Raw genomic sequence first — 3,010 nt, forward strand, 5'->3', positions numbered from 1 at the left:
GGCCAGGACGGCGCACCGGTCGCCAAGGTCACGATCAAGTCGGTGCGACTGGACTGAGCTTCGCTCGGGCGCTGGTAGCAGCGACCCAAACCGGGTACACCGATCGCGATGGTTGACCGGCGACGGGAGGCTGTGATGGCTGCCAGCAGCGTGGCGCAGATTCGGTTCGGTGCTCCGGAAAACGTCCTGGAAGTGCAAGTGGGCAATGTCGAGATCGACGTGCCCAGATCGGTCGGGTTTTTCGGTGGCCTGGCAGCCGCCGTCGGGCTGGGTTTCATCGAACCGCCACTGGCGGTGTTCATCGCTGCGGTGCCGTTATTCAAGGCGTTGACGAACACCGCCTTTCCCTGGTCGGTCCGCGTCGTCGGCGAGGTGCTCGAGGGTGCAGCCAAACCGGTGGGCAGTGACGCCGAAGGTGTGATCCAGCTGCGCGGCCAGCATGAGCCGGACACGAAAGTCGCAGACCTGGGCTCGAGGCGAGGCCCCGGTCGGCGCACAAAACGTTAGGCGGCCGGCCGCAGCGGCTAAGCGGCCAACGTCAAATCGGGGCTGACCCGTTGACCAGTTCGGAGCAATCCAGTGTGCGTTGGTGGCGGGATTTTCGACAAATACTCGCCCTACACGCATCCTCGACGCCGTAGCCGCACGCTCGACGTCTTTAGGCGGCCGATGTCACCCGGTAGACGTCGTAGACACCCTCGACGTTGCGGACGACGTCGAGCAGGTGCCCCAAGTGCTTGGGGTCGCCCATCTCAAACGTGAAGCGGCTGATGGCAACCCGGTCGTTCGATGTGGTCACCGACGCCGAGAGGATGTTCACCTTCTCGTCGGCCAGCGCGCGGGTCACGTCCGACAGCAGCCGGTGCCGGTCGAGCGCCTCGACCTGGATCGCCACCAAAAACACCGACGACGGCGACGGCGCCCAGTGCACGTCGATGATGCGCTCGGACTGCTGGCGCAGGGATGCGGCGTTAGTGCAGTCGATGCGGTGCACACTGACCCCGCCGCCGCGCGTGACGAAGCCCATGATCGCATCGCCGGGCACCGGAGTGCAGCACTTGGCCAGCTTGGTTAGCACGCCGGGCGCACCCGGCACCGCGACGCCGGTGTCGTCGGCGCGCTGTCGGCGCGGCATGGTCGCCGGCGTCGACCGCTCGGCAAGCTCCTCCTCGGCTTGCTCGATGCCGCCGAGTTCGGCCAGCAGCCGTTGCACGACGTGCTTGGCCGACACGTGTCCCTCACCGATGGCGGTGTAGAGCGCGGAGACGTCGGCGTAGTGCAGCTCATGGGCCACCGCCGCCATTGACCCGCCATTTACCAAGCGCTGCAACGGAAGTCCACCACGGCGGACCTCGCGAGCCATCGCTTCCTTGCCGGCCTCCAGCGCTTCTTCGCGGCGCTCCTTGGCGAACCACTGCCGGATCTTGGTCTTGGCGCGCGGCGACACCACAAACTGCTGCCAGTCGCGCGACGGGCCAGCGTTGGGCGCCTTGGAGGTGAAAATCTCGACAACTTCCCCGTTTTCCAGCTTGCGTTCCAGCGCCACCAGTCGGCCATTGACCCGGGCGCCGATGCAGCGGTGCCCGACTTCGGTGTGCACGGCGTAAGCGAAGTCCACCGGCGTCGACCCGGCCGGCAGCGTGATCACGTCACCCTTGGGCGTGAACACAAAAATCTGTTGTACGGCAAGGTCATAACGCAACGACTCGAGGAATTCGCCGGGGTCGGCGGCCTCACGTTGCCAGTCGAGCAGCTGGCGCATCCAGGCCATGTCGTCGATTTCGGCGGCGGCGTGCGGGTGCGGAATGCCGTTGCGGCCCTTGGCTTCTTTGTACCGCCAGTGCGCGGCGATGCCGTATTCGGCGGTGCGGTGCATGTCGCGGGTGCGGATCTGCACCTCCAGCGGCTTGCCTTCCGGCCCGACGACCGTGGTGTGCAGCGACTGGTACACCCCGTAACGCGGCTGGGCGATGTAGTCCTTGAACCGGCCCGCCATCGGCTGCCACAACGAATGCACCACGCCCACAGCGGCATAACAGTCACGGATCTCGTCGCACAGAATACGAATGCCGACCAGGTCGTGGATGTCGTCGAAGTCGCGGCCCTTGACGATCATCTTCTGGTAGATCGACCAGTAGTGTTTCGGACGGCCTTCCACTGTGGCGTTGATCTTCGACGCCTTGAGGGTGGCGACGATCTCGTCCCGCACCTTCGCCAGGTAGGTGTCGCGCGACGGCGCCCGGTCGGCCACCAGCCGCACGATCTCTTCGTACTTTTTGGGGTGCAGGATCGCGAATGCGAGGTCTTCCAGCTCCCACTTGACGGTGGCCATACCCAGCCGATGGGCCAGCGGCGCAATGACTTCCAGCGTCTCGCGGGCCTTGCGGGCCTGCTTCTCCGGCGGCAGGAAGCGCATGGTGCGCATGTTGTGCAGCCGGTCGGCCACCTTGATCACCAGCACCCGCGGGTCGCGGGCCATCGCGATGATCATCTTGCGGATCGTCTCGCCTTCGGCGGCGCTTCCCAATACGACCCGGTCCAGTTTGGTCACCCCGTCGACGAGGTTGCCGACCTCTTCACCGAAATCGGCGGACAGTTGCTCGAGCGTGTAGCCGGTGTCTTCGACGGTGTCATGCAGCAGCGCGGCCACCAGGGTGGTGGTGTCCATGCCCAGTTCGGCCAGGATGTTGGCGACGGCCAACGGATGAGTGATGTAGGGATCCCCGGAGTGCCGCAGCTGGCTGGCGTGCCGCTGCTCAGCGACCTCGTAGGCCCGCTGCAGCAGCGACAAGTCGGCCTTGGGATAGACCTGCCGGTGCACCGCCACCAGCGGCTCGAGCACCGGGTTGATGGCGCTGCGCTGCGCGGTCATCCGCCGCGCCAGCCGGGCCCGCACCCGCCGCGACGCGCTGCTGGACGTCTTGAGGCTCGCCGGCGACAGCTTCGCCGTCTCGGCTGAGCCGACCGCTTCGGCGTCCGGCGCAGCCTCGGCCGGCGCCGACTCCTCGGA

The 3,010-nt window shown here is 66.4% G+C and carries 2 protein-coding genes and 1 pseudogene (1 of these 3 only partly in view); 2 read left to right on the forward strand and 1 reads right to left on the reverse strand.

Annotated elements, in window-relative coordinates:
- Together ACFE99_RS19985 and ACFE99_RS19990 are read left to right on the forward strand one after the other, a co-directional pair.
- Positions 1 to 57, forward strand: a pseudogene (locus ACFE99_RS19985) (peptidylprolyl isomerase); it begins 823 nt to the left of the window's first position.
- A 78-nt stretch (positions 58 to 135) separates the two neighbouring features.
- A complete protein-coding gene (locus ACFE99_RS19990; RefSeq protein ID WP_375488161.1) occupies positions 136 to 507 on the forward strand; it encodes a hypothetical protein in 372 nt (123 codons plus the stop codon).
- Between the two features lie 151 nt (positions 508 to 658).
- Here the strand turns inward: ACFE99_RS19990 and ACFE99_RS19995 are convergent.
- The coding region (locus tag ACFE99_RS19995) for a RelA/SpoT family protein (protein WP_375488162.1) at positions 659 to 3,010 on the reverse strand (2,352 nt) is incomplete at its 5' end.

Source organism: uncultured Mycobacterium sp., from assembly GCF_964249325.1.
In the GTDB taxonomy this organism is placed as follows: domain Bacteria; phylum Actinomycetota; class Actinomycetes; order Mycobacteriales; family Mycobacteriaceae; genus Mycobacterium.